This is a genomic window from Acetobacter sp. (genome assembly GCF_047723915.1).
In the GTDB taxonomy this organism is placed as follows: domain Bacteria; phylum Pseudomonadota; class Alphaproteobacteria; order Acetobacterales; family Acetobacteraceae; genus Acetobacter.
The window spans coordinates 4,384-30,748 of record NZ_JBDOBQ010000013.1; the positions used below are offsets into that span (position 1 = coordinate 4,384).

Annotated in this window: 22 protein-coding genes and 1 tRNA gene; 15 read left to right on the forward strand and 8 right to left on the reverse strand. The window is 60.5% G+C overall.

Annotated elements, in window-relative coordinates:
• Positions 1–228: 228 nt before the first annotated feature.
• From ABF990_RS08640 to ABF990_RS08650, 3 genes are all read left to right on the forward strand, one after another.
• The gene (locus ABF990_RS08640) at positions 229–666 is read left to right on the forward strand and encodes an acyl-CoA thioesterase (RefSeq protein WP_415492253.1); all 438 of its coding nucleotides are present in this window, start codon (positions 229–231) and stop codon (positions 664–666) included.
• Between the two features lie 566 nt (positions 667–1,232).
• Positions 1,233–2,090, forward strand: coding sequence for a ferritin-like domain-containing protein (locus ABF990_RS08645; RefSeq protein ID WP_415492254.1), 858 nt, complete (start codon positions 1,233–1,235; stop codon positions 2,088–2,090).
• Positions 2,091–2,128: 38 nt separating this feature from the next.
• Positions 2,129–2,512, forward strand: coding sequence for a VOC family protein (locus ABF990_RS08650; protein ID WP_415500648.1), 384 nt, complete (start codon positions 2,129–2,131; stop codon positions 2,510–2,512).
• 139 nt (positions 2,513–2,651) lie between these two features.
• On the opposite strand, the gene crcB is transcribed toward ABF990_RS08650, so the two are convergent.
• The 5 genes from crcB to ABF990_RS08675 form a co-directional block, all read right to left on the reverse strand.
• Positions 2,652–3,086: a fluoride efflux transporter CrcB gene (gene crcB / locus ABF990_RS08655; RefSeq protein WP_415500649.1), complete on the reverse strand. Its 435-nt coding sequence runs from the start codon at positions 3,084–3,086 to the stop codon at positions 2,652–2,654.
• Positions 3,087–3,674: 588 nt separating this feature from the next.
• The gene (gene pnuC / locus ABF990_RS08660) at positions 3,675–4,259 is read right to left on the reverse strand and encodes a nicotinamide riboside transporter PnuC (RefSeq protein WP_415500650.1); all 585 of its coding nucleotides are present in this window, start codon (positions 4,257–4,259) and stop codon (positions 3,675–3,677) included.
• Positions 4,250–5,602, reverse strand: coding sequence for a phosphotransferase enzyme family protein (locus ABF990_RS08665; RefSeq protein WP_415500666.1), 1,353 nt, complete (start codon positions 5,600–5,602; stop codon positions 4,250–4,252). Before ABF990_RS08665 ends, pnuC begins: the two co-directional genes overlap by 10 nt.
• Positions 5,603–5,632: 30 nt before the next feature.
• Entirely contained in the window at positions 5,633–8,140 is a 2,508-nt protein-coding gene (locus ABF990_RS08670) for a TonB-dependent receptor (protein WP_415500651.1), read from the reverse strand.
• A 48-nt stretch (positions 8,141–8,188) separates the two neighbouring features.
• Positions 8,189–8,641: a hypothetical protein gene (locus tag ABF990_RS08675; RefSeq protein ID WP_415500653.1), complete on the reverse strand. Its 453-nt coding sequence runs from the start codon at positions 8,639–8,641 to the stop codon at positions 8,189–8,191.
• Positions 8,642–9,075: 434 nt separating this feature from the next.
• Between ABF990_RS08675 and ABF990_RS08680 the strand changes: the two genes are divergently transcribed.
• Both ABF990_RS08680 and ABF990_RS08685 read left to right on the forward strand, forming a co-directional pair.
• Positions 9,076–10,185, forward strand: coding sequence for a rhodanese-related sulfurtransferase (locus tag ABF990_RS08680; RefSeq protein ID WP_415500654.1), 1,110 nt, complete (start codon positions 9,076–9,078; stop codon positions 10,183–10,185).
• Between the two features lie 343 nt (positions 10,186–10,528).
• The gene (locus ABF990_RS08685; RefSeq protein WP_415500655.1) at positions 10,529–11,194 is read left to right on the forward strand and encodes a hypothetical protein; all 666 of its coding nucleotides are present in this window, start codon (positions 10,529–10,531) and stop codon (positions 11,192–11,194) included.
• A 63-nt stretch (positions 11,195–11,257) separates the two neighbouring features.
• Here ABF990_RS08685 and ABF990_RS08690 read toward each other — a convergent pair whose 3' ends face one another.
• Both ABF990_RS08690 and ABF990_RS08695 read right to left on the reverse strand, forming a co-directional pair.
• Positions 11,258–11,638 (reverse strand): hypothetical protein, encoded by a 381-nt coding sequence (locus tag ABF990_RS08690; protein ID WP_415500668.1) that lies wholly within the window; start codon positions 11,636–11,638, stop codon positions 11,258–11,260.
• 200 nt (positions 11,639–11,838) lie between these two features.
• Positions 11,839–12,330, reverse strand: a complete 492-nt coding sequence (locus tag ABF990_RS08695; RefSeq protein ID WP_415500656.1) for a hypothetical protein — start codon at positions 12,328–12,330, stop codon at positions 11,839–11,841.
• A 161-nt stretch (positions 12,331–12,491) separates the two neighbouring features.
• Here ABF990_RS08695 and ABF990_RS08700 point away from each other — a divergent pair, with 161 nt between their 5' ends.
• Both ABF990_RS08700 and ABF990_RS08705 read left to right on the forward strand, forming a co-directional pair.
• A complete protein-coding gene (locus ABF990_RS08700; protein ID WP_415500657.1) occupies positions 12,492–13,658 on the forward strand; it encodes a hypothetical protein in 1,167 nt (388 codons plus the stop codon).
• Between the two features lie 155 nt (positions 13,659–13,813).
• The gene (locus ABF990_RS08705) at positions 13,814–13,984 is read left to right on the forward strand and encodes a hypothetical protein (protein WP_415506548.1); all 171 of its coding nucleotides are present in this window, start codon (positions 13,814–13,816) and stop codon (positions 13,982–13,984) included.
• An 84-nt stretch (positions 13,985–14,068) separates the two neighbouring features.
• On the opposite strand, the gene ABF990_RS08710 is transcribed toward ABF990_RS08705, so the two are convergent.
• Positions 14,069–14,422 carry a YggT family protein gene (locus ABF990_RS08710; RefSeq protein ID WP_415500660.1) on the reverse strand — a complete coding sequence of 118 codons (354 nt, stop codon included), beginning with the start codon at positions 14,420–14,422 and terminating at the stop codon, positions 14,069–14,071.
• 67 nt (positions 14,423–14,489) lie between these two features.
• On the opposite strand from ABF990_RS08710, the gene ABF990_RS08715 reads away from it, so the two are divergent.
• The 8 genes from ABF990_RS08715 (at position 14,490) to ABF990_RS08750 (ending at position 26,328) form a co-directional block, all read left to right on the forward strand.
• Positions 14,490–14,565 (forward strand) — tRNA-Ala (locus ABF990_RS08715).
• A gap of 1,108 nt (positions 14,566–15,673) precedes the next feature.
• Positions 15,674–17,101, forward strand: coding sequence for an amino acid permease (locus tag ABF990_RS08720; protein WP_415500661.1), 1,428 nt, complete (start codon positions 15,674–15,676; stop codon positions 17,099–17,101).
• 187 nt (positions 17,102–17,288) lie between these two features.
• Complete coding sequence (locus ABF990_RS08725; RefSeq protein WP_415500662.1) at positions 17,289–17,840, forward strand: cupin domain-containing protein; 552 nt, start codon at positions 17,289–17,291, stop codon at positions 17,838–17,840.
• Between the two features lie 52 nt (positions 17,841–17,892).
• Positions 17,893–19,179 (forward strand): NAD(P)/FAD-dependent oxidoreductase, encoded by a 1,287-nt coding sequence (locus tag ABF990_RS08730; RefSeq protein ID WP_415500663.1) that lies wholly within the window; start codon positions 17,893–17,895, stop codon positions 19,177–19,179.
• A gap of 913 nt (positions 19,180–20,092) precedes the next feature.
• Positions 20,093–22,561, forward strand: coding sequence for a TonB-dependent receptor (locus tag ABF990_RS08735; RefSeq protein WP_415506549.1), 2,469 nt, complete (start codon positions 20,093–20,095; stop codon positions 22,559–22,561).
• 556 nt (positions 22,562–23,117) lie between these two features.
• On the forward strand, positions 23,118–23,390 hold the full coding sequence (locus ABF990_RS08740; RefSeq protein ID WP_415501013.1) for a hypothetical protein: 273 nt from the start codon (positions 23,118–23,120) through the stop codon (positions 23,388–23,390).
• 357 nt (positions 23,391–23,747) lie between these two features.
• Positions 23,748–24,197 (forward strand): YjjA family protein, encoded by a 450-nt coding sequence (locus ABF990_RS08745; protein ID WP_415501014.1) that lies wholly within the window; start codon positions 23,748–23,750, stop codon positions 24,195–24,197.
• Between the two features lie 1,057 nt (positions 24,198–25,254).
• Positions 25,255–26,328 (forward strand): glycosyltransferase family 61 protein, encoded by a 1,074-nt coding sequence (locus ABF990_RS08750; RefSeq protein WP_415501015.1) that lies wholly within the window; start codon positions 25,255–25,257, stop codon positions 26,326–26,328.
• The last annotated feature ends 37 nt before the right edge of the window (positions 26,329–26,365 follow it).

A 26,365-nucleotide genomic window follows, 5' to 3' on the forward strand; every position in this document is an offset into this window, starting at 1 on the left:
CACTGGCACTGGCACTGGCACTGGCACTGGCCCTGGCACTGGCACTGGCACTGGCACTGGCACTGGCACTGGCACTTTGGGCGCACCCCTGCCCGGCCCTGTCCATCCCGCCGTTCCGCTCCTCACAAAAAACTGAGGCTACGGAAGATCGCAATGCGGTCTATTGTAGGATGGGATAATTTTAAGTGATCTGAACGCAACAGATCCGAGTCATGAGGGCCCGCCGTAATGTCGCATTCCAAGCATTCCTCGCCACCACTGGGTGTTCCCACCATACGCGTCGTGGCCATGCCAACCGACACCAACCCGGCGGGGGACGTGTTCGGCGGCTGGATCATGTCGCAGATGGACCTTGCCGCCGGAACCACGGCCGCCTTCCGCGCCAATGGCCGCTGCGTGACTGTCGCGATCAACAGCCTGGTCTTTCTCGAACCCGTGGTGGTGGGGGATGAGGTCAGCATTTATACCAATATCATCCGCTCGGGCCGCACGTCGCTGACCATCCATGTCGAAACATGGCGGCGGGCGCGGCATACCCACATCACCTCCAAGGTGACGGAAGGCGAGTTTATTTTTGTGGCGCTGGATGAAGAACGCCGCCCGCGCGAACTACCGCCACCGCAGCCCGGTGACAGCCTGCCCGCGACAGTAACCGCCACCCCCTGACCGACCACCCCGTTACCCCGTTACCCCGTTACCCCGACCGGGTAGCGGGGGCACTGTCGTGTCGCAAGCCCTCAGACTGTATGGCCGGGGCCTGCTCCATGCTCCCGCCCCTGCCCGCGCCCCCGCGCCGGGACGACCGACGGCGCAACCATGGCATTGTGGCCCCGGTCCCCGGCGCCACATGCGCTGACACCCCGGAACATCCCTCGGAACAACCGCTAAAACCGTCCTCGATACTCCCGCAGGACCGCTCACGCGTGGCACGCCTGGGGCCACGCTGCGGCATGACCTCTGGCGCGGCGCTGGCAGCCCCCCATATCTGGCTTGCCTGTTCGAGGGCCGCGTTCATGGGCTCCTGTGCGTTGTGCCGGACCGCTGTCGGGGCCGCGAAAAAGGCACGTCATGCTTGACTCCGGTGTTTTTTTCCCGCCCATCATTCCGCCAACGGAGCAGATGGGCTAAAACGCCGCCAGCATGATCTGGCGTGACAGGCCAGCGGGGCTTGCCCCGACAGTGCAATGACACGGGCAAACGGGGTCACGCGGGCGTAACAGGAGGTCCGGTCTATGAAACACTGGCAGATAGATCAGCTTGCATGGGACCGGTTCGACCCCTCCAAGGTCGATCCTGAACTTGTGCCCGCCATCAAGGCGGCCTCGGTCGTGGAACGCAACGCCGTGGATTACGCGCGTTACCTGAACAACGTGTTCAGCGACGACCCGGATTTTCGCCTCGCGGCCGATCTGTGGGCGGAAGAGGAAGTCCAGCACGGCGACGCGCTGGGTCGCTGGGCCATGCTGGCCGACCCGCACTGGGACTACGACGCGGCCTTCCAGCGCTACCGGGATTCCTACCGTATTCCGCTTGAGGTCAACCAGTCCGTGCGGGGATCGCGCACGGGGGAACTGATCGCCCGATGTATGGTGGAAATCGGTACCTCCTCCTTTTATTCCGCCCTGGCCGACGCCACGGAGGAACCCGTGCTCAAGGCGCTGTGCAAGCAGATCGCGGCCGATGAGTTCCGGCATTTCAAGCTGTTCTACGATCACATGCAGCGTTATCTGGGCCGCGAAAACATAGGTGTGTTCAAACGCCTGCGCATTGCCCTGGGCCGCGTGACGGAAAGCGAGGACGACGAACTGGCATCGGCCTACCATACCACCAACGAACCGCCGGGCCTGCCGTACGACCATACGCGCTGCATTACCGCCTATATGGCGCGCGCCATGCGCAACTATCAGCCACACCACCTGCGCCGCGTAACCGGCATGGTGTTCAAGACCGTGGGGCTGAAGCCACATACCAAGATGCAGGACGTGGTGTTCTGGCTGGCCAGCAAGCTGTTCTTCAGCCGCCAGCGCCGTTTTGCGCGCATGGCGGGTATCGACCGGAACGGGGCTTGCCAGCCACAGGCAACCCGCTAGTCTGCTGCCCAGTCGCAAAACAGAAGGACCGACACGCCATGTTCACGCATATTATGGTGGGCAGCAACGATATTGCGCGTTCCCAGACATTTTATAACGCCATTTTCGAAGCGCTGGATATCGCTCCGTCCGACGTGCATGCCAACGGGCGGCTGGTCTATGCCCAGCACGGTTCGCGCTTTATTGTCGGCGCCCCACTGGACGGCAAGCCCGCGACCGGAGCCAATGGCGGCACGATCGGCTTTGAGGCCAAAAGCCCCGCCATGGCCGAGGCCTGGTACAAGGCCGGGGTTGCAAACGGCGGCACCGCCATAGAAAACCCGCCCGGCGTGCGCCAGACCAGCAACGGCCCGCTCTACCTTGCCTACCTGCGCGACCCGGACGGCAACAAGCTGTGCGTGATGTACAAAGAACCCCAATAACCAGCCCACGCTGCGGGACGGAAAACGCGCGCTCCGGCCCGCCCGCCCCCCTACCGGGCGGCTATGCGGGCCGGGCTATATGCACCGGACCGATTGCGCCCGAAACGCGGCAGCCCGCACAGCGAACACCCCCTGCCCCTCAGACTTCCTCTTCCACATCCGCCTGAGCGATCAGGATCGTATGGCTGTTCAGGCGTGATGCCGCGACATGGCCCAGCGCCACGGCACCGACCGACAGCACCACCGACAGTATCACAGTCAGCAAAGCACGCCCCCATGCGCCTATGCGCAGCAGATCGAGCGTTTGCAGGCTGAAGGACGAAAACGTGGTGTAGCCCCCGCACAGCCCCAGCATAACGAACAGCCGCGTGGTTTCGGAAACCGGATACCGCCCCGAAGCAAGGGTGAGCGTACCGAAAAAGCCGATCACGAACGACCCCAGCATGTTCACGCCCACAATCGTGCCCCACGGCATGTAGCGGCTGAACGGTGCTGTCGCCACCGATACGAGATAACGGGCCAGCGTGCCCAGGGCACCGCCGAACATGACGACAAGACAGGTATAAAACGACATGGATAACAGCCCTGTGGTGGCATGGTGTGGGTCAGGCTCACCACAGGGCGGGCGCGCTGTCCAGCCACAATAAGGCCAGACCCGCCGAACCATGCCAAGCCCCCCCCCAAAGCGGCACGGCAGGGCGCGCAAACCGTCTCGCCGGGCCTGTGGCACGGCGTTGGAAAAGCGAGCCGGAGCGTTTTCCGCCCTGCCGGTCCTGCTCCTTCCGCACGGTATGGAGAACAAATGCAGAAAGGCGCAAAAAACTGTGAGAGCCTCTACCTTCCACAAAACTATCCACAGGGTTTTCCCGCAATCCGCCCCCGATCCCTGTGGATAATCGGGCCTGAGCCCATGGTGTACAGAGAGTAAAAAACCGCAGTATTCCAAGGGTTCTGCGTTTTCCACCCTTCAGGTGCCGAGAATCCGCTTGACCTGGCTCTCCAGCAGCGAGTCGGAAGTGCCGGAATTCATCCACAGCCTCTGCACGCCGCCCCGAATACGGCGGATTGGCACTGTCATCATGCGCGCGGGCATAATAACGGCCACTATAGCAGGGCGGGAAAAAGCGGAACGGACTGTATTCGCGCTCCGTCCAGCACTGTTTTACTCGTTGCGATTTTTCGCAACGTCGGGCGCGCGGTCTCCCCATTGCCGCCAGCCCCACGCCGCCAGAAGCACAAAACCGGCATAAAGCATGGCCGTGACATACAGGGCGCGTTCGACAAACAGAACCGCATAAAGCGCGTCCACCCCGATCCAGAGCAGCCAGCAGGCCCTGAACCGCCGCGCGGTCCAGACCTGACCGAGAATGCTGTAAGCGCTCAGCATTGCATCCGCCACCGGCACGGCGTCATCTGTCCAGGAGCGCAAGACCCAGGCCAGCAGCAGCCCGCCAGCCCCGGCTATGGCGCTATCGCGCCATAATACGGCCGCCATGGGGCATACCACGTGCAGCCGTTGCCCGCCTGCGTGCCGCACGCCCCGCCACCAGCACCACAGGCCATAGAGCGCGATCAGCACGAATATCGCCTGGAGCGCCATATCGGCATAAAGCCGTGCCCGGGCGAACACGACACCATACAGCCCCGACGCCAGAACGGTCACGATCCAGCCGCTGAGCATACGCCGCCCCGTAAGCCAGACGCCAAGGGCACTGGCCAGTGCGGCCACCCATTCGGTCAGCGACATGGCGGCATGTCCGGCACTCCGTCGTATCCACCCGCAGCCCCACGACTTATCCCCTGCCGTGCCCCAAGGGCCACGCCATCGGCGGGACTGGCCAGAAGCCTGGGCAGACATGCGAGAAGCTGCCTGCCCTCCCCGCCCGCGAACCACCGGGCATGGCCCAGCAGGTAGTCTGTATATGCGACCTCGGCCGAGGCCGGGTCTTGGACGAGCGCGCCGAAATACGCCACCTCGGAGAACGCGAATTCGACATGCACGAGCGGGAGAAAAGCCACGACCAGCGCCTGCTCCGCCGGGTCAAGCGGTCTTGCCGTCCGGTATCCGGCCAAAAAGGCGTCCAGCCGGTCCCAGGTGACAATACCGGTGCCGGGCAGCGCCAGCCAGTCCACCATGGCGCGCTCGATCGCCACCGCCAGATCGAAGGCGGCGCAGGTTCTGTCGGCCATGCCAAAATCCAGAATGCTGCACACCGCGGGTGCTGATGCGGCAGGGGCATGCCAGAGCAGGTTGGAGCCATGCCAGTCCCCATGCCCCCAGGCGGGTCTGACATGGCGCAGGAGCGGCCGCAACCGGGCATGAAATGGGGCCAGAACGGCCCGGGCATCCGCCATCCAGTCACGCCCGCCAAGAGAGCGCACGAGGTCGGGCTGGCACGCGACCCATTGCGCGAGAGCCGCCCCGAAATCAGCCTGCCCCACGACCCGCATGCCCGACACGAGCGGCAGGCCACCCGGCCCGCCACGCGCGGGCGCTGTATAATCCTGTGCGGCGTTGTGCAGGCGAGCGAGCATGTCCCCCGCCGAACGGGCCTGTACCGTGGACAGATAGGGCTTCCAGGACATGATATCGCGGTACAGATCGGTGCCGGGGGCTCTGGCGAACACCTCATACGTCCAGGGGGGCAGCGCCAGCGCCGTATGGCCGTCGGGCAGGCTTTGCGGCAGGCAGACGGGAAGCCCCCGCCCCGCCAGATGCCGCATGAACGCGTGTTCGGCCTCAAGCGCCGCCACGTCCCGCAGGCTGGCATGGTGGCGTTTGATCACCACCGCCTGCCCACCGGCAAACACCGCAGCACCCGTCGGCACGCTCCCGTCGGCCAGGGGGGCAGGCGCTCCACCGTCCGGTGCGGAACAGGCGCCCGGCATATCCGCCCCGTCCGGCACGACCATGCACGCGGCCGAGAACGGGCGCATGCTATGCCACACAATGTCCCCCACCGTGTGGCCCGGTGCGTAGCGGGCCAGCACGCGGGTGGCTTCATCCACGTTCAGGCAGGGCCAGTCGCGGCGTTCCTGCACGCCGTTCACGCCGAACTGCGGGGTGCCTGCTCCGCGCGCGGCCTCCATCGGGCTCGGGGACGACGACCCGCTCACCGCTCAGAACCCGGTCGAGGCTGTAAACAGCGTCGCAAAGCCTCCGCCAATATAATAATCCGGCGTCTCCCCCGCGATCACCGTGCCGTTACGGCCCTGTGTGTCACGGGCGTTCAGCGTCGGGTCAGCAACACCGGACAGGTAGTGCTGGTTGCTGATATTGATGAAATTGAGCCGGAATTCCGGCCTGTGCAGCACCGCGACATCCGCCAGCCGGTAGCCCAGCGCCAGATTGGCCGTCACATGGCCGGGAATGCGTTCATCGTTCATGAAGGTCGCATACTGGTGGCCTGTATAATGCGCCGTGATCACCCCGAACAGGTGCCCGTCGTCATAGGTCAGGCCACCAGCCGCCTGCAGGGTGGGGCTGCGTACGGCCCGGCGGCCGCGTGTCGGCAGCCAGTCCCCGCCTGAATACAGGTCGTTATCGATGGTGGCGTGCAGGTATTCGCCCGACACATACGGGCTGAAATGGTGCCATGGCCGCAGTCCCACCTCCACATCCACCCCGCGCGATGTCTGCCCCCCGGCATTGAGGGTGGACTGTACCGGCGCGCCGTTGACCATGGCCAGCGTTGCGATCTGCCGATTGGTGAAATTGTAGTTGAACAGTGTCAGCGTGCCGACAACCCGGTCATCCGCGTAACGGTAGCCCAGTTCCTCGGCAATGGAATATTCGTTCCGGAGGCTGGTGGTGCCCTTCTGGATCAGCGCGCCGCTGGTCGGGTCGTAGCCGTCGTACATGGCGGTTTCGGCTGGGGTACGGAAATTTGTCGTGGCATCGAAAAACACCTGATGATGCGGCGTGATCTGAAACCGTGCCCCAAGCCGTGGCAGCGGCACGGCGGTATTGGTGCCGGTACGCCATACGGCACCCGGCACGCCGTTGGTGCCGGTGCGCGAGGCCATGACCTCCTTGAAACCGGCGCTCAGCAGCAGGCGGTCGTGCAGGAGCGAAAGCCGGTCCCCCAGAAACAGGGCGTTGGTCTGGGCAATGGTATGGTTATCCGCCCCCACAAGCGGCTGACCGGGGGCAGCCAGAATGGGCGTTGCCCCCCATATGCTGCCTGCATGCCCGTTTGCGCCCACGACGGCAAAGGTTTCGCGCTCGGCGTCATCTCCGTAGTCGTACCAGTAGCCCACGCTCAACGTGTTGTGCCCACGCGTCCAGTCCAGCGCCGCCGTAAAGCCCGAACGGTAACTGCGCTGTGTATAATCCGCCCGGACTGTCGCGTAGTCGTCCACCACCACTGGCGCGTTCAGCGTATCCTGCACGGGGGTCGCGCCGTTGAATAATCCGCTGACCGGCAGTTGCGTGCCCCCCGGCGCATTGCCGTAAGCCCCCTGCGCGTATGGCATGGCCCGCAGGGTCAGCCCGTGGTCGAAATGCAGCGTGACGGGGGCTCCCATATACAGGGTACGCTCCGGCTGGCGGGCAAGGCGCCAGTAATCGGTGCCCGCGGCGTCATTCGTGGGGTCGAACCGGGCGGCAAGGTTGTTGGCCCCATGAATACCGTCCTGCCGCCAGCTTTCCAGCGTGGCCTGGGGGTAATAACTGTCTATGGCCTGGTTCCATGACCCCAGAAACGCCGCACTGTTGCCGTGCCCCCAGGTTTTTTCCAGCTTGAAGTCCACGTGCTGGCGCTCGTCCCGACCCGGACCGCGCCAGTTATCCGTCTGGGCATGGGAATAGGAGACAAAACCCCGCAGACCCGTCCGCCCGATTTCCCCGCTTTCAAGACGCAGGAACTGCCGGTTGGTATTGTAGGACCCGTACGAGGCGTTCACAAACCCGCCGGCCTTGTCCGATGGCGTGCGGAACCGCAGCTTCATCAACCCTCCGGCTGCATTCAGGACCGGGCTGTCCAGATCCGGCGCACCCTGCTGGACTGCGACACTTTCGTAATTCTCGCTATCGGCGAACTGGCTGGGGTAGCCGGTGTAATAGGCGATATCGTTCAGCGGCATGCCTTCGAGCACATAGCCTATGGCATCCCCGTTCATGCCACGGATGGAGATGTTGGTCTGGGGCGAAAAACCGAACGGGTCCGACCCGCTGACATTGGCGCCGGGCATCTGGGCCACCAGTTCGTAGGCGGTGGAGGTCGGGGCCTGCCGGGCAATGAAGTCCTGCCCGACAAGACTGCTGGCCTGCGGTTCGGAACCGGGCTGGATCATGCCCCCACCCGCCCGCACCTGCACGGAATCGCCATGTACGGTCAGCCGTTCCACGCCCGAGGCGCGGGTGGGCGGGGCCGATGCCAGACCGGGCGCACGGACCGTTCCCCCCGTCGTGTGGGCTGCTATGGAACCGGCCTGCCCCGCACCCGCGGTGGGCCGGGGGGCAGGCCGCGCGGTAGCCGTGCCCGCGCGCGGCAGTCTGTTACCGGCCGCCCCATCCTGCGCGGCCTGTACCGCAGGTGCCGGTGCCGACGGTGCCGCATGGGCCAGCGTTGTCAGCGATGTGGTGATCAGGGCAAGGGCCGACAGGCTGGAACGGGCGGAACGCATGGGTTTATCCTTGATACTCGTCAAAAATCCGCTGACCATCCGGCGCGGTCAGGAAGGATCGGTGTCGGGCGGGGGCGAGCCGCCAAGGTTCACGAAAGTCTGGTCCGAGATGGAAACATCCGTCACCATGGGCCGTTGCAGCGCCTCTGTCGTATAACGCGTCAGGCCCGAGGTCCTGAGCTTGAGATCCGCCAGTTCTTCTTTCACGTCGGCCAGAATTTCCAGCAGCGCCTGGTGGTCCTGTTCCGCCCGCTCGTTCGCGCCCCGGTTCAGCACAGCACTCCCCACCATCAGCGCGGGCAGCGCCACAAGCTGGATGCAGTTGCTGATATAAAGCAGCGTATCCTGCCATTTGGGCACGACAAGCGGTGTAAGCGAAAACAGCAGGAAGGCGTACACACACCAGATGCTGCCGAATATCACCGTCATTTTCACGGCAACGCTGTCATTGCACCTGTTGACGATCGACAGCAGGGCAGCCTTGGGTGGGTGCTTTATCATGGTCCGTTGGTTCCTGATCGGGTGCGCGCAGACATCTGGCCGCATGTAACACAGCGCGCCAGGTTCACCCACATGTGGCATCAACACGCACCCACCCTGCACCAACGAAGGCAGGATATACCGTGCGACCGTGAAAAAACTTGCCCGTGCATGAGCCCCACCGCTAAGAGGCTGTTTCCAGAACCCGCGTACTCCCCCTGAAAAGACCAGTCAGGGCTTGCCGGCCCCGTATCCGGAGCACCGGCCCGAACCATTGGCCGGAGCGCCCGCCCCAATCCGGCAATCCCGGCTGGCTACACCGGCTGGCTACCTTGACTGGTGGCCACCTTGACTGGCCGCCCCGACCGCGTTTGACGCATCGCGGCAGGAACGGCTCCAAGGCACCCGCCGCACGGAACCGGTTTGAAAACAGGCCCCGGCAGACGGTCCGTGGCATGACAGACAGAGCAGCAAGGACCACAGACGCCGTGACCGCAAACCCTACCCTACCTGCCGCGCAGCAGGACCCTGCAGGCCGCCCTGTCTGTGTTGCCGCCCTGTACCGTTTTACACATTTTGAAGACCCCGCAGCCCTGCGCGCCCCGCTGCTGGACCTGTGTACCGCCCATGGCGTGAAAGGGATCCTGCTGCTGGCGACCGAAGGCCTGAACGGCACCATAGCCGGCCCCGATGACGGGATCGCGGCCGTGCTCGCACATATCCGCAGCCTGCCGAACTGCGCACAGACGGAAGTCAAATTCTCCCGCGCGGACACGCTGCCGTTCCTGCGCATGAAAGTGCGGCTGAAAAAAGAGATCGTGAGCATGGGTGTGGAGGGCATAGACCCCAACCGCAGCGTGGGCACGTACGTCCCCCCCGAAGCCTGGAACGACCTGCTGCGTGACCCCGACACGATCCTGATCGACACACGCAACGACTACGAAGTGGCGGTGGGCACGTTCGAAGGCGCAATGGACCCGCGCACCAGAACGTTCCGCGAATTCCCGCAATGGTTCCGCGACAACCGCGACACGTTGCTGGCCAACGGGACCAAACCCCGTATTGCCATGTTCTGCACAGGCGGTATCCGCTGCGAAAAGGCGACGGCTTTCGTCAAGGCGGAAGGGCTGGATGAGGTCTACCACCTGCAGGGCGGGATACTGAAATACCTTGAAACCATCCCGCAGGAGCAAAGCCTGTGGCGTGGCGAATGTTTCGTGTTCGACCAGCGCGTGACGGTGGGCCATGGGCTGGAACCCGGCACGCTTGAACTGTGCCATGCCTGTCGCACGCCGGTGAGCCCGCAGGACAAGGCCTCGCCCCTGTTCGAGACAGGTGTGAGCTGCCCCGCCTGCCATGACCAGCTGGACACCACGGGGCGCATGCGCCATGCCGAGCGCGAACGCCAGACCCGGCTGGCCGCGCAGCGGGGCGAAGCCCATCTGGGGGCGGACATGGCAGCGGCCCGCAGCCGCAAACGCCAGCAGCGTGAACACGAACTCCGGCACCAGCACGCACTCAGGCACCGCATGAACGCGCCGGACGGGCACGACACGACGGACTGACCCCGATGGAATGCGCAGTCCGGCCTCATCATGTCCCAAAGGCGGGGCCTGCGCATTCACGCCCGATGCCGTGAACATGCAAAACTGACGGAACCCGCACGGCTCCGAAGAAACTATAAAATTATAGTAACATGCAACATTTTATTTACCATATACATGCATAAGTATTCCATTATGGAATGCTATCGGACCGCCTGGGCCGTTTAGGGTCTTTGCAGAACTGACAAGACAACATACCGTATTCCACAAGACATCGGACCGGATAGAGGAGGCCTTCCATGCAGCCAGTGTCCCACCTGTCTCTGCCCCGTCATTCTGCCACTCCCTAACCTTAGTACGTGCCATGCCGGACAGATATAAATCCGACTACAGCCTCGTCCTGTCAGAACCGTTTTACGACCATATGCTGTCCCTTACGGGCAGCTACAGGCGGAATTTCCGCCGCCTGCTGTCCAACATGACCGAAAAGGAACTGGTGGCCATAACGGTGCTGTGCATTACCACGTCGCAGTTACGCGTGCCCGCCGTGCTACAGCTTGCCACCCGCCTGTTCCACCTTGGCAATGCGGCCCTGCCTTTCGACACGGCATCCCGGTTGTGCAAGGAGTTTCTGGAGGCAGCGGAATACGATCTGGGATTTACGAACCGGTTCACGTTTTCCGAATATCTGCACTACACCATCCATTACGCGCGCAATGCGGAAAGCTGGCGTATTGCTTCCATCATACCCGATATCTACGCCCCCACCGCCCCGCTTGGCCGTGTTCTATGGGCGCATCTGGCGCTCGATATCGTGCTGATGAGCCTGTGCCAGGTCAACGCCAAGCGCCTCAACCAGCCAGAGTGGCAACGCAGGAAGCTGAACCTGCCTGCTCTTGCCTGCGTCATACGCACGCTGTTCCACAAACGCCTGCTTGTACTGCCCGATGTATGGGAGGAGCTGGAGCGTATTATGGTAATAGCCACCGGTCACGCGCTGGAAAGTATCAGAATATCATCCCCCTCATAATAGGGGGCCCACGTAAACCGTGGGGGCCTGAGCAGCCCCCACAGCACACGGGTTCATGCAGCGTTACAGGCGCTCACCCGATTGCGGGCCTTCAGGCTGCGTCGGCGGGGTGTTGGGCGTGCCCGGGGCATTTGGCGTACCCGAGGGCTGCATGGCGCCCGGCGTGGTGGAATGCTCCACATCGTAAGCCGTGGCTTTCTGTTCGTAAGAGCCTTTGGCGCCGGGATGTTCCTGATCATACAGCTTGGCCTTGGCGCGGGCTTCCTTGCGGTATTCATGACGCCTGTACATGCCTACCACACAGCCGGTGGCAGCGCCCAGAACGGCATGATGGTTGGCGACATGGCCGCCAACAGCCCCTGCCGCGCCGTATTTCAGGCACCCGCCGGGTTCCGCCCGGACCGTTGCGCCAAGCTGGGCGGCCAGCATGCCAGCCACGCCCATAATTACCAATCGACGCATCTTCATCGCAATCTCTTCAAGTTCCAATGGTTCATATCATTCCTGCCCGCCTTCGGGCTGGACCGATCCTGCGCCGCAGGCCATGGCTAATTTATGTCCGCAAAGGACGCACCACAATCCACGGCCGCCCGACCGCCTTGTTTAGAGCGCACTTTCCATGCGCCCGGCACGCGGCAGATGCGTCAGCCGTGTCGGCCAGCCGCCTTGTGGCGCTCGGTCCTGAGCAGATCCGGCCCCATCAGGGCCGTACGGGCGCAGACAGCCCCACGCTGATCGTGGTTCAGGGTTTTCATGTCGAACAGCCGCCGGGGGCTGATCCGCAGCATGCCCTGACCACCCCAGGCATAGTCGGCGGCACGGCGAATATCGTCGCGCCGCGCCAGTTCCCGGCCCAGCGAACGCACGGTCGTGTCAGTGACCAGTCTGTTATGGTCGCAATAATACATCAGCCCCGCCACATTGGCGGGTGTGGCGTATTCCACCGTGGGAATGCCATCATAATCCAGAATGCCGGGCGGCGCGTTGGCCACCGTCATGAACGGCGGTTCCGCCGGCACCTTGAGACTATGCCCGCCCCCGACATGCCCGGGGATGGGAGCGGGAGCCGCGACAGCCACCGACACCAGAACGGCACACAAGCCCAATGCCGCACAGACAGGACGAAATCCCTGCATAAAACTCTCTTCCCTGCTCAGTTCGCTGGCAGGATACGGATAAACCTCCATATCCAGCAAGGGTGGTCTGGCGCAGGGCAGAACAACCAGGCCATGACACCGCCATGAAAGCGCTATAAGCAGGGGCTGCAACGCCCAGCCGCCACCCCGTGGGAGGAAGAATGACACACCGCACCGCCAGGACGCGCCATGTCCGGCCATGTCCTCCATCCGGATACAGGACCGGGGCCGCCGCCCTGCTCCTGCTGTCGCTGGGCGGGTGCGGGTATAACGAATCCCGTACCGCCCACAAGGGCCAGATTGCCGTGATCGGCATGAACAGCGAGGACCTGCAAGCCTGTGCCGGAATTCCCGACAAGCGACAGAAAATCAACGATCATGTGGAAATTTTCCAGTACACGCGCACGATCAACACGCCGTCCTCGAACGATTCCACACTCTTCCCGCTCCAGACACTGGTCAACCTGTCCCAGACGACACTGGGCGGAGCGGGCAAGACCTGTGTAGCGTCCATCCGGCTGGTGGATGACCACGTGACCGACATGCACTACAGCGGCGATGACGACCGCATGGTGGGAACGGACGGTGTTTGCGCCACCGTGGTAAAGGGGTGCCTGAACACTCCCGTCAAATCGGCCCACAAGATCGGCGGCGGAACCCTGGGCATATTCAACCCGGTTTCGGCCTTTTACGCCCCCACCCTGCCAAGCGTTACGCCACAGCCGCAAACCCCGCCCACACTCGCGCACGCAGCACCCATTACCACCGACTCCACCCTGGCCGCGCCCACACCTTTCGGGCAGACAGACGACAGCCCTGCCGCGCCAGAGGCAATCCGGAACGAAACCGCGCAGGCCGCACCCGCCCTCCGGAACGGACCCGTCGTGAATACGACAGCACAAGGCAGCACGCCCCCCGCTGCCGTGCAGGCGGTTGCCGTGCAACCTGCTGATCTGGCACCCCCTCCTGTTCAGGCGACACCCCCGGCCGTGGCGCTTTCCGGCCTACCGCCCGCTACAAAAAATGTGCCTCCGCAGGACGGAAACGCGGGCACGATCCTGCCTGAAAACAGCCCCACAGCAGCCCCGTCGGGCATTGTACGCCAGGCTTCCGCCCAGAAGACGGACCCCGTGGCGGCCGTTCTCGCCCCGACATCCGGCAATACAGCGCAGACACAACCTGCCGCACCATCCAATGGCGCAACCACATGTCAGGACAGCGCCATCGGAACGGGGCACCCGAACGAGGTCATGGGTTCAGCGCTTGAAGCCGCACTCGCCCCGACCGGGTCATCGCCCAAAAAAGCCGATGTGCCATGCGTCAGGTAACTTGACCCCCAAGACCAGAAGAGTAGTGTGACGCTGTCTGATTTGTGATGAAATCTGGCGGAACCTTGCGGGTCATGCATTGGGCTATGCCCGAACGATACCGTGCAGTCCGGGTGTTCGCCATTTAAAAAATACAAGGGGTTTTAGGGATGGGTATGTTTCTGTGCATCGCGCTGCTGGGTCTTGACCTGATTGCTTTTTTCCTCGGTGGCCTGACGTCTCTCGGCCCCGTGGTCGTGGCTTTTCTGGTGCCCGTTATCGTCATGTCGGCCTACACGCTCGTGCATATCGAGAAAGATCATAGCCCCAGCGTCGCGCATCACTGATCCAGCGCCACGTCAGGAACGCAAAACGCCGGGCTTTATAAAAGCCCGGCGTTTTTTTATACCCAACGCAGATCCGGAACGGCCTTAGCCGCCAGCGCTGATGGCTGCAATAAACATGGACCGCAGCATGGGTTCCAGCAGGTAGCGAATACCGAGCAGAACCACCATGGGGCTGAAATCCATCCCCCCCATCGATGGCAGCACACGCCGGACCGGCGCCAGCACCGGTTCGGTCAGACGTTCCAGAAAAACGCCAATTTTCCAGACAAGCTGGTTCCGCCCGTCCAGAATGCCAAAAGCATACAGGTTTACAAAAATGCAGGATATCAGGAGAATCCAGCAGTAGATCTCCAGCAGCCGCATCAACACCACAAAAATCAAGAACACGACAAAAACCCTGATCTGTCCGGCCTGCCCACGACAGGCCGGTGTTTTCACAACTCAGCCCTACAATACAGCTTGACAGAAAATTGGTAAGCCCTATACACAGCCCACCAAGACAGGCGGGGCTGTAGCTCAGTTGGGAGAGCGCCTCGTTCGCAATGAGGAGGTCAGGGGTTCGATTCCCCTCAGCTCCACCACCGCTTGTCCCAAGTATCTGATTTTCCATAATAAAATTCAAATTATGGAAAAGTTTACTCATCCTCCTTAAATTGCTTACGCTCCAATGCGTTTTGACGGCCCTCCGTTACGCTTGTCTTTTCTGCGACGGGCCTGCCGTATCGTTCGCCTTGGGCAAAAAACCACGCCATCAGGTTATAATCCCTGATCAGATGGAGGGTGTTCAACCCAGCCAGACGTGTGAGAGCAGAATGGACGATGAGGCAGAGGAAGCTGCGAGCCGGATGCACAGTCTCAAAACCTGGCGCCTTGCCATTGCACTGGGCGTCGCACTGGCCGGTTGCGCACCACATCCCCTACGCACGCATGAGGATACGCAAGCCTGCATGACCTACCGGGCGATGATGACCGCGCCCATGCCACCGGACGCCATGCATCGGTTGCGGCAGCAATGTGATGCGTCTCGGCAAGCGAACGCTTTGCATTGAACGCGTCCGGTATCGGGCACGACACCTGCAACCGCGGCGCCACACAGAAAGCATAGCGTGAGGGCACCCAATGCCTGGCATCTGGTCGTTATTCACATCCAGAATGACATGGCGATGCCCGGCGGCACACTTGCCCTTACGCATCAGCGGTGCTCAAGCCCCCCAACACCAGCAGAACGTTCCGCAGCAGGCTGACCACCCCCAATTCACGCCATGTGGGCGACGCCGCAAAAAGATCGTGCCCATGCCCCGATACCGCACAAAGAGCAGATCCTGCCGCGGTATCGTCTTTCCTCCTGAAAAACAGGACGGCACATTTCGCAAACAGCCTTCTCCGGCCGCGTGAGCCGCCCGCATCGCCTTGAGGGACAGGCTCTTGCATGCGTGTCAATTTTTTTTCATAAATATGAAAAAAAATTGACACATCCAGCCCAACCGTGCGAAAGATGACATAAGTTGTAGTTGATATTAATGCAAACCCCTTTGCTACAGGCGTATCTTTTCACAATGCCGGAATATCGCGCATTTTTTCATAATTGTGAAAATACTGCCCTCGAACACGCCAAAGAGAAACGGCAATGACATCTGCCGATGCCAGACGATTGCCTTGCAACACGCAAACCGGTGCGGAACAGGACTGATGGCGAAAAAAGACGGAGATAGTACCGGCCCCTCGCTCCGGGACCGCCATGTCGCCATGATTTCAATAGGCGGGGTCATTGGCGCAAGCCTGTTTGTGGGGTCATCGTCCGCGATCGCCATTGCGGGAAACGGCGCGTTATTGTCGTATTTCCTGGCGGGACTGATCGTATTGTGCGTGACCCGCATGCTGGGTGAAATGACTGTCGAATCCCCGCTGAGCGGCACGTTCGTGGGGCAGATCCGTCGCGCCCTGGGGCACCGAACCGCCTTTGTGGCCGGGTGGATCTACTGGGTCATGTGGGCCACCATTCTGGGGATAGAAGCCATTGCCATTGCCGGTTTTCTGTCCCCCTGGGTCAATCTGCCTTATCTTGCCACGTCCCTTGGCACCGTCGCCCTGGTAACGGGTGTCAATATTCTCTCCCTGCGTGGATTTGGGGAATTTGAATACTGGTTCTCCTTTCTCAAGATCATGACGATTGTGGTCTTCATCATACTCGCGGGTTCGGCCCTTATGCGGGGGCTGGGACGACCGTTCCTGTCGGGGGGAGCAGAATCCCTGTGGGCGGAAGGTCTTCTGCCGCATGGCGCATTCGGGTTGCTTGCCGTTATTCCCGGCATCATGCTGTCCATGGCGGGAGCGGAAATCGCGACCATTGCCGCAGCAGACACACCGCATCCGGCACGCAATGTTGCCCGGGCAACGCGTTCGGTCGTGTTGCGGATCATGATTTTTTATCTGCTCTCCATAGGCCTGATCCTGCTTTTGGTACCATCGCGCGCCATCGTGATCGGGCAATCTCCTTTCCTGAGCGCGCTGGACCGCATCGGCGTTCCCTTTGCCGCGCTGCTGATAACCGGCGTCATGCTGATCGCCACATTCTCTGCCCTGAATTCCGGCGTATATATCTGTGCGCGTATTCTCCATGAACTGGCGTCACAAGGAGATGCACCGGCTTTTTTCCTGACAACAGCGTCCAGCGGTCGCCCCGTACGCGGCATTTTATGCGGCTCGCTCTTTGCTGTTGTCATAGTTGTCGTAGCCGCACTCGCGCCTGCCCGTATTTTTTCCCTCCTGGTCAACACCAGCGGCGCTTTTATCCTGTTCGATTACGTCCTCGTGGTGCTTGCCCATATCCGCCTGCGCCGCAAAGCCATGCAGGAAGGGCGGGAAAGCGCATTACCCATGTGGGGGTTCCCGTGGCTGTCATACATGACGCTGGCCAGTATCCTGCTGGCACTGGCGACCATGTTTTTTGCAAGCCCACATACGAGACAGGAAATTCTTTTAAGTCTTCTCGGTCTTTTTGTCGTGGTTGGTATCGAATGGTTTTCCTTTGGCAAACGACCTGCAGGCAAGCTCCCCCTCAACACAGTTGAGCAGCCACTTTCATGCACGACATCGGCGCAACGACACACCCCATGAGGGCCGGTTCCAGCCTGACATATCGACCGGCCCGCCCAAACGGGGCTGTATGTCACCTCTTTCCCGACAATGCAGGCAGGGGGCACAAGGATTACTGTGGACAAATATTCACATATATGAAAATATTACCCACTCTTGTAAAAAGTCTTTATAGAAGCGCCATCAAATGAAAAAAGCCGATTCAAATATGGGAGAGAGAATACGCGAGTGCAGGAAGCGCCAGAACATGCCGCTGAAACTCGTGGCGCAATGTGCCAATATTTCCGTTGGGTATCTCAGCCAGATCGAACGCGGCCTCTCATTCCCTTCCGTCAAGGATCTGGCGCAGATTTCCCAGTGCCTGGGGGTGCCGCTGAACAGCCTGATAGATGGCACCGTGCCCGAACAGCACGAATCCTTTGTGCTCAGGCTTGCGCAGCGCAAGGTCAGCATTTTTGAAAATGGCGTAACCAAGCTCGGCCTTTCTCCCTCGCGCGAAGGGGGGCTAGGTCTTTTCATGGTGGTTCTGGAACCGGGCGGGCGATCGGGAGAGACACTGTACAGCCATGAGGGCGTTGAAGCCGGGCTGGTCCTGAACGGGCAGCTTACCCTGGTGGTGGAAGACCAGACCACCATTCTGTCCGAGGGGGACAGCTTTCAGTTTGCGAGCACCCGATCACACCGCTTTTTCAATAGTTTTCCCGGCGTGACCCGCGTGGCCTGGGTCAATCTGAAAGACAGTGCCTCTTCCCAGGTCTGACGCCCCCCCCCACGTCATTCGATCACGATCATCATGGTTATGGAGCAGCGTCATGGCCGATATCGGCAGCCTTTACGAAAGCGACAGGCATGAGAACACCTGCCGGGATTGCCTGACCGGCTCTGTCACGGCTGATGTCGCGGTTATCGGCGGTGGATTAAGTGGCATTTCCACCGCTTTGCACCTTGCGCGGCAAGGCGTTTCCGTGGCTCTGCTGGAAGCCGAAACACCGGGCTGGGGGGCTTCGGGCCGCAATGGCGGGCAGATCAATCCCGGGCTCAAATTCTCTCCCCAGGAAATTATCGCGCATTTCGGCCCCACAGTGGGCACGCGCCTGGTCGATGAGGCATGGCGGGCGCCAGATCTGGTGTTTGACCTGATCCGCCATTACGCCATCTCGTGCGATGCCGCACGGGGCGGCACGATCCGGGCGGCCACGGCACCACAGCAACTGCCCCCCTTGCGTGCGCTCATGGCGGAATGTGCGGCGCTTGAGGCCCCGGTTCATTGGCTGGACGCGAAGGCCATGGCAGAACGAACCGGATCTGATTTCTATTGCGGTGGGCTGCTGGATGATCGCGGTGGCCAGCTTGACCCGTTGGCCTATACGAACGGACTTGCCCGGGCCGCCACACAGGAAGGCGCAAGGCTGTATGCAAACAGCCGTGTCGTTTCCCTGAAGCGACAAAACGGCCGTTGGCAGGCCGCCACGTTGCGTGGCGCCGTCACGGCGGAAAAAGTGATCGTAGCCACAAACGGCTATACAGGGCCGTTGTGGAATGACCTGCGCCGGTCCGTAGTCCCTGTTTACAGTAGCATAATCGCCAGCGCCCCCCTGCCCCGCCCCTTGCGTGACCGCATTCTCGCCCGGCGTGAATCCCTGTATGAACTGGGGCAGATCACCACCTACTACCGGGTGGACGGGCAAGGTCGGCTGCTCATGGGCGGGCGCTCGTTCTCACACCCCGCGCAAGGTCCGGAAAAATTTGCCTATCTGGCGAAACGCGCTGCCATGCTGTGGCCAGCGTTGGGGGATCTGGCATGGACCCATGGATGGAATGGCCAGTTGGCCGTGACCCTGGATCATTATCCACACTGGCATGAACCTGCACCCGGCCTGCTGGCAGTACTGGGCTATAATGGCCGGGGCGTTGCCATGGCGACACTAATGGGACGCGCCATAGCCGACTATCTGTCCGGTCGGGAACCCCCGCTTTTTCCACCGACACCCGTAAAACCCATATGGGGTCATGCATTCTGGCCACTTGGCGTGACTGGCCGGATCGCCTGGGGCCGTGTGATGGACTGCGTGGACCATGGCTTCTCCCGCAAAGCCTAGGCGGCCGCCCCTGCGTGCAATGGGGGCGCACCGTTCATTCATGAGGATGAACGGTGCGTGACGCGCCAGTAAAAAATGCCGGCTTATGCTTTGGCCAATCCGGTTGACGCACCACAATGAAAAAGCAGGCGACACAGCCGCCCATCGCCATGGCGGGCATCCGACAATGCGGATCACACTCAAGGCCGAGCCCCGAACGGTCTGGCTGAGTCATTGCCGCCCCGTGCGGGATAACGCTACAGCCAAACGCTCTTGCCGCAGGTCGGACAGGGCGGCACGGCTCCTGATCATGCGCAGTCCTATACTCAGGATAAAGCAGATCTGCCGAATATCGGGACCGGGCCAGAGTTCACCTGACCTACTCCGGCACCAGCTTTGACATCGGTTCTGGCACCGGTTCTGGCGTATCGCTCGCGCCGTTCCTGATCCGGTCTGCCTGTCTCTATCCATTCAGGGGGCATTGCTTTGCACATAAGGCGCTCCCGCCTCCCGACGGTGCGATTTTTTTTCATGTATGTGAAATATTATTGACACAAGCATTTCGGTATGAGAATGAATAAATGTCTTCGCAGGTTGTGAATCGCTCGGCTCATACCGCAGCAATTTCGGCTTTAATATGATTAAAGAAGATAAAGTACGATATTGAAGCACCAAGCATGGTGTCTGAATGCCCTGTCGCACATCATCTGGGATGACGTCACGCCGGAGCAGTATTCACAGATGTGAAACATGTGTGATCTACTTCGGGAACGAGGCAAGCCACGGCAGGTGCTGTCGCAGAAAACTGTGAACACAGGCTGCGCGATCGAGATAAACGGCGCCTCCTTTCTGATCGACAGGGGGGCTGGATCGTCCTGCCCCTGCGGCATGGAGGTGATGGAATGTTTAAGTGTGAACCCGTGAAAGAAAGTCCATGAAACAGGTGATCAAAAAAGGTGTTCTCGCGGCCAGCACGTCTGCCCTGGTCCTGACCGCGATGACCGCATTGGCCGGGACTGCTTCCTCCGCCACAAAGGCAAAAATCAAGTCTGCACATACGTCTTCCACCAGCAGGGCGAAGCCGCCAGCGACAGCCTCTGCGCAGCAGGTCGTGCCGCGGCAGGCTGTTCCCGCCGCGACCATTTCGCACAAGACGGAAGAAGTGGGGGTTATCGGCCATCCGTACCGTGCGCAGACCGTCAGTGTCAGCAGCGCCATGCTGCAACGTGCCGTACCGGGCACGAACCCCCTGAAGGTTCTGAGCGAGTTGCCCGGCGTGATGTTCCAGTCCAGCGACCCCCAGGGCCTGGATACATGGGCATCCCAGATCATGATGCACGGTTTCGCCCAGCAGGAAATCGGCATGACGCTGGACGGCATCCCGCTGGGTGAAATGACCTACCGTAACTATAACGGCACAAACCCGATCCAGGCCATTTCGTCGGAAAACGTGGCCAGCATGGATGTATCCCGTTCCGCCGGTGCTGAAACTGTCGCTGCCAGCAATAATCTTGGTGGTTCTATCGAATATATCTCGTCCGACCCGAAAGATAAGATCGGCGGACAGATCAACCAGATGTTCGGCAGCAATTCAACCTACCATACCTTCATTCGCTTCGATTCCGGAAAACTGAACGAATCCGGCACCAAATTCTACGTGTCCTACATGCGCAACGACCGGCAGCTCTGGAAAGGCTATGGCGACCAGTTCATGCAGCAGGTCAACGCCAAGTTCGTGCAGCCTATTGGCGAGCGCAGCAGGATCAGCGCCTTTTTCGACTGGAGCGACCTGCACCAGGTGCTCTATCAGGATTATTCGTTCGAGATGCTGGACAAGATCGGTCCACACCAGAGCTTTTATTATAACGGCCAGCTATCGGGGTATGAGACTGCCTACAAGGCGGCGCTGGCAACACGGGGCCTGCCCGGCGGCAGCTACCCCAGCTATATGGCTGGCCTGTCAGACAAGTCCGATGCAGCCTATTATAATTCCGCCACCAACAACGTCGACCTTCTGGGCGGCCTGAAGGCCGACCTGCAGATGACCGACCATCTGAAATGGACTACGACCGTCTACGGTCACAACCAGCAGAACCAGACAACCTGGGTCACCCCGTATTTCTCATCCCCCAATGGCTCCCCCATGAGCGATCTGGTCAAGGAACCCGAAATCCGTCGTTTCGGTATCCTGTCAGCCGCACATTACAATATCGCCCATAATGAGCTTGGGCTGGGTGTCTGGTATGAAAACAACCATTACAGCTCGCCCATGAATGTCTATTCCGAACCGACCCTGAACAACGGTGTGCTCAGCAGCCCGCTGGTGTACGACCTGAACCATTTTTCCAACCCGTTTGCCCGCATTTTCAATCAGGATTACAACACCAACACGTTCACGGCGTTCGTCAACGACACGTTCCACCCGGTACGCAACCTCGACCTGCATTTCGGCTTCAAGTCGGTGCTGAACACAACCCGCGTCGGCAATGGCTATCTGAACCAGGGCTATTACGGCAATCCCGGCCCCATCACCAGCGGTGTCGGTCTGACCGTCGCCAAGCCGTTCCTGCCCCATATCGGCATCGCCTACCGCTTCCTGCCCGGGCATGAAATTTTCGTCGATATTTCCGAAAACGTGCATGTCTACCCGCAGTCGGGCTACAAGCTGTCCACCTCGCCGTTCTCCGTGCTGCAATCCGCTTATGACTCCACGCATGTCCGCCCCGAAACGGCCTGGACCTACGCCATCGGTTACCGGTTCAACAACCGCATGGTGTCTGCCAATGTCTATGCCTATCGCACCAACTTCAACAACCGTCTCCAGCAGGTGACATCGGGTTCTTCCATCAACCCGATTTCCGCGGTGGAAAATGTGGGGGGTGTGACCATGAACGGCGTGGATGCAGGGCTGACCATTCGCCCCATCCGTGGCCTGGAACTGTATAACAGCATCAGTTACAATCATGCCGTTTACGATCAGAATCTGACCCTGCAAGGCATAACCTACAGGATCAAGGGCCAGCAGGTCGTGAACTATCCACGCCTGATGTACAAGTCACGCCTGTCCTATACCTGGCACAACGCCACGGCCTGGATCGACGGCTCCTATATGAGTGCGCGTAACTTCAGCTACATGGGCGACACCAAGGTACCGGGGTACTGGCTGGCGAACCTTGGGGCGGATTACAGGCTGGGCAACATGGGTAACTATATTCATGGTGCAGGCTTTATACAGAACGTCGTGTTTTCCTTTACGGTCGTCAACCTGACAAACACCACCTATATTTCCACCATGGGCCAGAACGGCAACCCCATGGGGCTGTCAACAGGCGCCTATGATTACCAGTCCTTCCAGATTGCAGCACCCAGACAGTATTTTGGATCTGTCCGCGCTGAATTCTAGTAAATATTCTTTATATTTCGTTATGATTTAAAAATACACATCACGCCACCGGAACTCTCGGCCATGGGACAGATGGCCGAGAGAAGCGTTATCGGGTGGATAACGCAACGATTTCCGGAGCAGATGCGGCTCGGACATCAGCCCCACCGAGCAGGCTACCCGCACAATCGGGCGGAAACCCTTTCTCCACCCCAACCGGTCATGGCTGCGGCCATATCGTTGCGGATATTCCATGCGTAAAAGCAGCCAGATATACTGTTTGATACGTTTTGACCGGACCCCAAGCCTCCCAGACTACCGACCTGGGCATATAGCCCTGCCCGGCTCCCCGCCTGTCATCCGGCACCGAGCAGGAGCGTCTTTTTTTTCAAACCTGCAAAACTTCCGCAGCGAGGCTGTCCCCTCGCGAGGGGACAGACAGACCTGTCGCAGATATGCGACATCTTAGTCCCCAGGCTGGCCATGCCCCATTCCGCCGGGCATCGCGCGACAACGCGCATGGCAGTCGCCAGACGAACGTCAATACGCGTCATGCTGCGATCAAAAAGGAGTTCTTATGTCAGGTTATATAGGATCAACGTCACGTATATTTAATAAGAAAAAGGACTCCGAGCCTTATACCGATGCCAACCAAATGGTTTGGGAACACGTCACAGGCCGTTTCGGAAAAAATTGTGCTGAAGAAGCCATGAACCATCAGACGGACGCGCTTCGTGGCCTCTTCAATGCGTGGATGCATGGTTCCGATACCCAGCCAGCGCAACAATCGCAGATCGAGGCACGCGGATGGTTTCAACTAACAAGACTGAAAAATTCTCGGCCGCGCTGAGAGCGTCGCGGTTATACAGGTTGTCTCGGTCGGGCCGGTCGTGATCCTCGGTCTCTGACAGGCCCATGCGCAGCGTAGCGCATGTTCGCCGCCCTCTGCCGCTTAGCCCCTGAACTGTGCGGACTTCACGCTCCGGCCCCCTGATCGGGACTGTTTTGAACGCGAGAGACAACCGATAATGACTTCATCCTGACTCGCCTGCCCGAGACAGGCCGGGTAAGGTCGGCAGGACTCCGCACGGTCCCGTTCCGGCCACGGTTGCCGGCCACGACGGGACCGTGCGGAAAAGACAGGCTGCACCGGAGCCGCAACAACGTGACGGTGCCGCCCCTGAAACGTCTGGAGAAGGAAAAAGCGATGCGTTACTCACACGGCATTTTCGCGTGTCTGACGGCCATCGGTGTTCTGGCGTCATCGGCGCATGCCCAATCGATTCCCGGCATGGGCAGCGCGGAAAACGCTATGGGCGGCATGACCGGCAACAGCATGAGCGGCATGGGCAGCAGTATGGGCAGTGGCATGATGAGCGGAATGCTGCCCAATCTCTCCTCAGCCAGCAGTGGAAACATCGCAGGCGTTCTGAGCTATTGCGTGCAGAATAATTACCTGAGCGGCAGCGGCGCCACTTCCGCATTGAGCGGGCTGACCTCCAAAGCCGGGCTGACCTCGTCCAGCGACTACACCGCAGGCCAGAACGGCCAGTTGCTGACGGGCGAGAGCAATCCGTTTTCTCTGTCCACGCTGAAAAGCGGCCTCAAGCAGAAAGTCTGCTCCATGGTCCTGAACCGCGCGCAGAACCTTCTCTGAACCACGGTACCGAGGTGTCGTGCCCTTGTGTGCGACACCTTCAACTGGCCGCCTCAAGGCGAAGCCAGCTTGGCAGAAGCCTAGTTTTCTGGCGCGACCATGGTGGCTTTTAACGGCCGGCATATCAGGCTCCGACCGGCCATAGCCATGCGGAACCAGAACCCGGATCGCGCACATTCATCCTGCGCTGTCCGGGACCTCAGGCTTGGGCTTGCCCGAGCGCCAAATCGATTCCGTCAGGCAGGAGGCATGTTCGGGCACATGCTCATTTAAACCCGATGTCCCTTAGCCACGCGCCTGCTGCCCGTAAACAAGTATGGCGCCCCGCCAGACATAGGGGGCGCCGAACAGACAAACCGAAAGAGCAGGACCTTAAGCGTCTTTCTGGATAAGACTCGAACTTTCGCGGCCATTGATAATAATGGTCGCCTTCTCGTAAGTCGTGTCCAGGTAAGTACGGGTTCGCGGGTCGGGAGCGCCGGGGTCGCTATTCATTAACTGAATGGCCAACCTTTCTATAAGCCCCACTTTTGTCAGGGGTCCTGATGGTCATGCCGGTTGTTCCTCTAGGCAAGCATGGTTGTAATTTCTGGAACTATATATCTTGAAGATGTTCCCTATTATGACCGATCTGGTACTAAATTCCAACTCATAACGCCCGCCTAACGATGGAAAACGCCGTTTTGTGATATCCCTGCATCACAGCGCGGCCATACGACGGCCTGCCACGTTTTCGGAAACGCGGATCCGGAGGATTTGGAGCGCTTGGGACGGCGGCGGACAGTTCTGCCGCAACTGTCATCGTAGCAAACGGGGCTCCGCCCGACAGGCCGGTATTATCGACCGAACCCGACATCCACCCCATCTTGCCCGACCTCTGCCCCTCAAACCCGCTCGGCCAACAGAACCCTCAGCAAAACCTCGACAGGCATACTGCGCAGGCATCGTTTTTGCGCAGTCGTTCAGCTTATCTCCACACTCATCGGGTTACCTGTCGAGAGGATCTGACAGTCTGTGCAATGCGGGCAGAAACCACAGCGGGGTGGCGTATCAACTCATGGCTTTCCCACCGACCAACGCGGTATCGCTGTTTACAGCGGCGGGCAAACGCGGACTTCTGGAGGTATCGCGGCCACACGGCGGGGCCTTTACCCGCGATACACTCCTGCAGGACGGGGCGCAGAGCCTGTTTCAGGCCTGGCGAACCGACAGCACTCCCCTGTACCGCCACACGTTTGGCCCTGCCGTGTTCGATGCCGGGCTGACGTTGTTCGGCTGGCACAACAAACCTCTTCACGACACGCTTTATACCCAGCCGGCTGCGGTTCTGGAGCAGTTCGTGGCGCGCGGGCATGGCACAGTAGAGCACTACCCCCTGACCGCCTGGGCGGGTTTTGACCACTGGAGCGCGAATTACTACCACTGGGTTGCCCATACCCTGCCCGCCTTGCGTTATTTTCTGGATCATGGCGGCGACACTGATGTTTTTCTTTTGCCGCCACTCACCCCCTGGCAGGAAGACAGTCTGGCTCTGGCCGGCCTGGAACCCCAGCGCCGCATGATTGTCCACCCCGGCACGCGGTACGGTTTTGAACGTATGGTCTATACCGACTTCATTCGGGGCAAAGCCGATTTCACCAGCTCGACAATCGCCCGCACGGCCTACAGAGCGCTTTGTTCAGCCACAAACCCTGCACCTTTACCTGCTGGCCGCTTCATTTTCATTGATCGTGGCACGGCCCCGAACCGGCATGTTCCCAATGGCGCCGCACTGGCTGCCGCCTTCATGCAGCTTGGTTTTGAACGCGTCTACCCCGAACGGCTCAGCCTGCGCGAACAGATTACGCTTTTCGCGCAGGCGAGAATGGTCGCGGGTTTTCTGGGGGCCGGACTTGCCAATATCGCATGGTGCCAGAAGGACACCCTTGTTTACGAACTGGTACCCAGCCACCACCAGAACCCGTGCTTTCTGGCCATGTGCATCCAGGGCGGGCTCCGCTACTGGGGGGAACTGGTGCAGACAGGTGTGCCCGGCCAGGACCACACCAGCCCGGCCACCGTGGCTGCCGATACCAGCCGGATTATCCGCCATGCCCGCGAACTGATGCAGCATGCCATGCACACTGGCTGACACCCTCGATACCCAACAGGCAGGGAAAGGAACCCGG